General features: G+C 32.3%; 7 protein-coding genes and 2 pseudogenes. 8 read left to right on the top strand and 1 reads right to left on the bottom strand.

Going from position 1 to position 6,323, the window contains the following annotated elements; all coding sequences use genetic code 11:
• From JG780_RS10540 to JG780_RS10525, 4 genes and pseudogenes are all read left to right on the top strand, one after another.
• On the top strand, nt 1-661 hold a 661-nt coding region (locus tag JG780_RS10540), incomplete at its 5' end, for a transketolase family protein (protein ID WP_287570600.1).
• A gap of 130 nt (nt 662-791) precedes the next feature.
• Nucleotides 792-1,622: a class II fructose-bisphosphate aldolase gene (locus JG780_RS10535; protein ID WP_287570599.1), complete on the top strand. Its 831-nt coding sequence runs from the start codon at nt 792-794 to the stop codon at nt 1,620-1,622.
• A 26-nt stretch (nt 1,623-1,648) separates the two neighbouring features.
• On the top strand, nt 1,649-2,545 hold the full coding sequence (locus JG780_RS10530) for an ATP-dependent 6-phosphofructokinase (protein WP_287570598.1): 897 nt from the start codon (nt 1,649-1,651) through the stop codon (nt 2,543-2,545).
• A gap of 213 nt (nt 2,546-2,758) precedes the next feature.
• A pseudogene (locus tag JG780_RS10525) lies at nt 2,759-2,929 on the top strand (transposase); the annotation flags it as partial.
• Nucleotides 2,930-3,123: 194 nt separating this feature from the next.
• On the opposite strand, the pseudogene JG780_RS10520 reads toward JG780_RS10525, so the two are convergent.
• Nucleotides 3,124-3,267, bottom strand: a pseudogene (locus JG780_RS10520) (transposase); the annotation flags it as partial.
• A gap of 243 nt (nt 3,268-3,510) precedes the next feature.
• On the opposite strand from JG780_RS10520, the gene JG780_RS10515 reads away from it, so the two are divergent.
• From JG780_RS10515 to srlA, 4 genes are all read left to right on the top strand, one after another.
• A complete protein-coding gene (locus tag JG780_RS10515) occupies nt 3,511-4,335 on the top strand; it encodes an SDR family oxidoreductase (RefSeq protein ID WP_003871422.1) in 825 nt (274 codons plus the stop codon).
• A gap of 134 nt (nt 4,336-4,469) precedes the next feature.
• Nucleotides 4,470-5,360, top strand: a complete 891-nt coding sequence (locus JG780_RS10510) for a sugar-binding transcriptional regulator (protein ID WP_287570597.1) — start codon at nt 4,470-4,472, stop codon at nt 5,358-5,360.
• Between the two features lie 51 nt (nt 5,361-5,411).
• Complete coding sequence (locus JG780_RS10505; protein WP_003871420.1) at nt 5,412-5,795, top strand: transcriptional regulator GutM; 384 nt, start codon at nt 5,412-5,414, stop codon at nt 5,793-5,795.
• Between the two features lie 70 nt (nt 5,796-5,865).
• Nucleotides 5,866-6,323 (top strand): PTS glucitol/sorbitol transporter subunit IIC (gene srlA / locus JG780_RS10500; RefSeq protein WP_287570595.1); only part of this gene is annotated, 458 nt, incomplete at its 3' end.

The following is a 6,323-nucleotide window of genomic DNA, read 5'->3' as shown; positions in this document are numbered from 1 at the left end:
AATTCCTTTTGCCAGCACTTTTGCCATATTTGCAACAGGAAGAGCATACGAGCAAGTGAGAAACTCCATAGGTTATCCACACTTAAATGTAAAAATAGCAGCTACCCATGCTGGCATAACAGTAGGAGAAGACGGAGCGACACACCAATCAATAGAGGATATATCCCTTATGAGAGGAATACCTGGGATGGTGGTAATAAACCCAGCCGATGCAGAAGAGACGAGACAAGCCATATTTGCGGCGGCAGAGCACTATGGACCAGTATACATAAGGTTGGGGAGGATGGCAGTACCAGATATACACGACCAAAACTACAAATTTGAATTAGGAAAAGGTGAAGTAATAAGAGAAGGGAAAGACGTAGCGATAATAGCGACAGGGATAATGGTAGCCATAGCGATTGAAGCAGCAGATAAACTAAAAGAAGAGGGAATAGAAGCGACAGTGGTGAACATCCACACAATAAAGCCGATAGACAAAGATTTAATAGTGGAAGTAGCTAAAAAGACGGGCAAAGTTATAACAGCAGAAGAGCACAGCATAATAGGTGGGCTTGGGTCTGCTGTGGCAGAAGTTCTTTCAGAAGAATACCCAGTAAAGATAAAGAGAATAGGTATAAAAGACCAATTTGGCCAATCAGGTTCACCTAAAGAGCTTTAAGAGCTTTTAAAACATTATGGTTTGACAGCGGAGGATATTGTTAAAAATTCCAAAGCTATTCTTAAAATATCTTAACGAATAAATTTAGGAAGTAGAAATTAGAAAAATTGCGAAAAAGGGGGCCCATAATTTGAATGATTTACTTATAGAGGCGAGGAAGAATAAGTATGCTATTGGAGGTTTCAATTTTAATTTTTATGATGATGCATTAGGCATAGTTTTAGGAGCATATGAATTGAGTTCTCCTGTATTTTTGATGGCGAGTGAGGGAACAGTTAAATTTTTAGGAGTCAAAAAAATAGTTAATTATGCAAAACAGCTAAAAGAAGATTTTAATATTCCTATTGTTTTACATCTTGATCACGGTAAAAATATAGAAATAATAAAAGAGTGTATAAACGATGGATTTGATTCTATAATGTACGATGGCTCACTGCTTGATTTTGAAAATAATGTTAAAAATACCAGAATGATAGCTGAGTTATGCCATGACAGAGGAATACCATTAGAAGGTGAATTAGGCAGAATATCAGGAATAGAAGAAAATGTTGAAAATATTGATGATGCATTAACTAATCCGGATAGTGTAGTGGAATTCATAGAAAGGAGTAAAGTAGATTCGTTGGCAATAGCTATTGGGAATGCACATGGATTATATAAAGGTAAACCTAAGTTAGACTTTGAAAGACTCTCAAAAATTAATGATATTTCATCAGTGCCTTTAGTTTTACATGGAGGCACAGGTATACCTTTAGAAGATATAAAAAAAGCTATAAAATTAGGTATAAGCAAAGTAAATATTGGAACTGAAATAAAGATAACATATTTTAAAACTATAAAAAGATATATTGGAACTATTAATAAAAATGATGTAAGACATTTAATTTCTACTATTCAGAATGACATCAAAGAACTTGTAAAACAATATATTGAGATATTTGGTAGTTTTAATAGGATATGATTATCGATATCTCCGAGGTGAATTTCATGAAGATAGGTGTAGTAACAAGTGGAGGGGATTGCCCCGGAATGAATGCGTTTATATTGGAATTAGCAAAATTATGTAGCAAAACGGATTGTGATTTGATTGGATATATTGGAGGGTATAAAGGGGTAGAGGAAAATAATTTTATCGATCTTAATTTTAATAGTATAAGTGGTATGTCATTAGGGAAAAGAGGAGGAAGTATATTATTCACAGGTCGATATGAAAATTTAAAAGATGACAAAAAAATGATTTATTTAAAGCAAAATTTGAACAAGAGTGGAGTAGATTGGCTGGTGGTATTAGGCGGAGATGGCTCTTTAAGAGCTGCTAAAAAATTGTCTGATTTAGGAACAAAGGTAGTTGGAGTCCCAGCCACTATAGATAATGATGTCAAAGGTACAGATTATACACTAGGTTTTGATACCGCTATTAATAAAACACTGGAGGTTATAAATGATATTGAAGATACTGCTACTGCTATGCCTGGCAAAATATACATAGTGGAAACATTAGGAGGCGATTCTGGAAATATAGCAAAGGCTGCATTTGATCAAGGTGCAGCAGATATAGCATTGATACCTGAAATGCCAATTAGTGATGAAGAACTTGTTAATATGGTAAAGGAAAAATTTAGTAATGGCAATAAATACATAATAATAACAATCTGTGAAGGACTAAAAAGAACAATGCATTATAGCGAATTGTTACAACAAGCTTTAAACAGAAAAGTACATGTAACAATCATAGGACATAAACAAAGAGGAGGAAGTCCCACTGCATATGATAGATATATGGCAAAGCAATTTGCAAAGCAAGCCTTTGACTTAATTAAAAAAAATGATTATGGGAAAATGGTTTGCTATACATTGGGTAAAATTAGTAATTGTAATTTATAACTATTTACAATAGTTCCTTTTTTCGTTATTTTGTACTATATTTTAGATTATATACTAATATATTGAGGGCAGGTAGAAGTGACCTTGTTTGAAGTATAGAGCACTTATTTTGAATGTCTATTATATATATATTGTTTAGATGCTAAAATTTAGGCATACAGAATAAGTGCATTAAATACATATTTTATCATTTACAAAAACATACTAACAATAGAAATACAAACACATGTGACCTACAGATGGTTTTGAGGATATGGATTAAACGAAGAAATACCCCACTTTTCTACCTTTGGGAAAAACTATGAAAGAAAATTCAAAAACACAGATATATTCGAAAAAATATTTACGTGGATACTAGAAGAAGCGATAAAACACAAATTCATAATTTGCAGGTTTTTATCCAATATTCATCAGATTATATACAATTATATCCAAATATAAAGCAAATCCCACTTTTTACATGTATAAAAAGTGGGGTTTGTCAACAATTTGAATCACTTTATATACAAAGTGTAAAGTGATATTTAGTTTGTTGACAAAATTAATTTTAAGCCCCACTTTCGGAACGTAGAAAGTGGGGCTATTGCTTTTGGTGTTCCTACTTTCTTTTCAACTTCTTCTAATACTTCTTCAAACATTACGCTGTCGTGGACATTTGCTACTGTTATTTTTACTCCTAATATAAATCCATTTTTATCGCAGGCTGTGTGAAGTGAATAGGCTTTGTAGTGAATAAGAGATTGATAAGATTAATAAAAAAATTTTTTATCATAAGCAGGAATTTTAAAATTTATAGCGAATATATATAATATAAACTCCTGCACAAATTACATTATATTGCACAAATGTGCAAATTTGATTAAGATACGACTAAAATATATCATGCAGTAATAATTTAGAAGAAACAAAAATATAAATAAAAAGCCTGACGACAATTAAAACATATATAGTTGGAGGTAGATATGATGGGAGAATCGTGGTTAAATCTAGAAAACAAAGTTGCGATAATAACAGGAGGTGCTTCTGGTATAGGTAAAGAAATAGCAATTAAGTTAGCAGAACAAGGAGCATCAGTAGTTATAGCTGATATAAATTCTGATGGTGAGAAAGTCATAAATCAATTAAGTGGGGGAAGAAAAAGACATCTATTTTTACAAACAGATGTTGCCAAAAAAGATAGTGTTAGGAAGATGGTAGAGAATGTTATTAAGATATTTAGAAAAATTGATATATTGGTTAATAATGCTGGTATAAATATTCCAAGACTTTTAGTAGATCCTAAAGATCCAAACGGAAAATATGAGTTGAACGAGCAAGATTTTGACTTAATGGTAGCAGTAAATCAAAAGGGCACTTTTTTCTGCACTCAGGAAGTAGCGCGAGAAATGATAAAAAATGGATACGGTGTCATAATTAATATGAGCTCGGAAGCAGGTCTTGAAGGTTCAGAAGGTCAGAGTTGCTATGCAGGAACAAAAGGTGCTATTTATGCTTTTACAAGGTCATGGGCAAAGGAATTGGGCAAATATGGAATAAGAGTTGTAGGAGTTGCTCCAGGAATTATTGAAGATACAGGATTAAGAACTTTAGAATATGAAAAGGCTCTTGCTTATACGAGAGGTATCACTGTAGAAAAATTAAGAGAAAATTATGAAAATAAATCAATACCTCTAGGAAGAGCTGGTAGAGTTAGTGAAATAGCAGATTTGGTTTGTTTTTTGGCTTCAGAAAGAGCAAGTTATATTCATGGAGTTACTTACAACATTTCAGGTGGAAAATCTCGTGGTTAAGTTGCTCAACATATAATTTTCTACTCTCATCACCCCTCATGTTTTGCGTTTTATAAATCAAATATTACACTATTGCACATTTGTGTCAAAAAGTTTATACTACTAAAGTAGAATAAAAAATGAGGGGTGATGCTATGAGTAAGTGGGAAGAAACAAGGCTTCTTGCTAAAATTGCTCAGATGTATTATATTGAAAACTTAACTCAAAGTGAGATATCCAAAAAATTAGGTATTTATCGGACAACTATAAGTAGACTTTTGAAAAAGGCAAGAGAAAAGGGAATAGTAGAAATCGTGATCAAAAGTGATTTTGGTGAGTGCTTAGAATTGGAAAAATTATTAGAAAGTAAATTTTCTTTAAAAGAAGCAGTTGTTATACCATCTACAGATGAGCAAAACGAAATAATATTAAAACAAATGCTTGGTAAAGCCGGAGCAGAATATTTAAAGAGAATTGTTAAAGATGGTGACGTAATTGGGTTTGCATGGGGTACTACCATGGCTGCAGTTGCAAATGCATTGTCGGACTGTAATAGTATTTCTGCTAATATTATTCCCCTTGTAGGTGGACCAGGAAACATAGAAAGTGAATACCATGTTAATACAATAGTATCAAAAGTTGCGTCTGCCTTTAAGGCTAAAGGACATTATCTCTATGCTCCGGCTATTACTGCAGAAAAAGAAACGAAAAAAGCTATTATGAATGATAATAATTTAAGATCAATACTAGAATTATGGAATAAAGTTAATATTGCAGTGGTAGGAATAGGCGCACCTATTAAGTCTTCTAATCTAATATGGTCAGGTTATTTTGGAAATGAAGATATTGAATTTTTGAAAAAGGTAAATGCAGTTGGTGATATATGTTCTAGATTTTACGACATAAATGGTAATATTATAAATTCGGATTTAAATCTTGAAAAGGTTCCCTCAATATTAGGAGCGTTAAATGGTAGATTTATAAATGTGCTTATTACTACAGAAAGAACTGCAAAATTATTAATTGAATTAAACAACAATATGTAAAAGATGTATTATTAGATAATTTCATAAACAATTTCCCGAGAGAGGGATTTTATGGTTTGGCATATAGTTATATTGCTGGGAGCTGCATGGTTTATACAAAGTATTTTGGGATATTTGCAAATAAAACATTTTAATAAGCATTTTAAAAAAATGAGAGAATTAGGAAGAGTTGCAATAGGGAAGAACAAAGGCAAAATAAGAGCTGGGGTAGTTGTTCTAATTGCGGTCGACGGAAATGGTAACATTATTCGAGTTGAAAAGATGAAAGGTGTTTCGGTCTTTGCCAGAATGAAACCTGTGAAAGGATTAGAAGACAAAAATATTCTCAGTATAGATAATAACACGCTAAAAAATTTTGACAAATTGACAGCTAAAGCTATAGAGAATGCAATAGAAAATTTTAAAAAATTTTCTGGTGAAGGAGGTGAGGAATAGAAGAAATGTTTTAAATAGTTTATAAGTAGTTATGCAAAATTAAATAAAAGAACAAAAAGGAGGTAATTTTATGGAAGTATTGACACATGCGGCGGAAGTTTTTATAGGTTTATTTCAAGAAGGTGGAAAAACATTTGTAAATATGCTTTCTGGGATAGTTCCCACATTAATAATGCTCCTTGTTGCAATGAATGCATTAATAAAATTTGTTGGTCCTGAAAAGGTTGAAAAATTAGCAAAAGCTAGTTCAAGAAATGTATTTACAAGATATCTTATACTACCTGTGGTTGGAACATTCTTTTTCTGCAATCCCATGACATTATCATTAGGCAAATTTTTACCAGAAAAATACAAACCTAGCTATTATGCAGCAGCATCCTTTTCATGTCATACCATGAATGGACTGTTTCCGCATGTAAATCCAGCTGAACTCTTTGTGTTTTTAGGTATAGCGAATGGTATTACTCAACTAGGTTTGCCAACAAGTGACTTGGCTTTAAGATATTTTTTGGTAGGAGTTGTAACGAA

This window comes from Thermosipho sp. (in: thermotogales), assembly GCF_020054775.1.
In the GTDB taxonomy this organism is placed as follows: Bacteria; Thermotogota; Thermotogae; order Thermotogales; family Fervidobacteriaceae; genus Thermosipho; species Thermosipho africanus.
The sequence above is the reverse complement of the archived record's forward strand: the minus strand, read 5'-3'. Positions and strand labels throughout refer to the sequence as shown.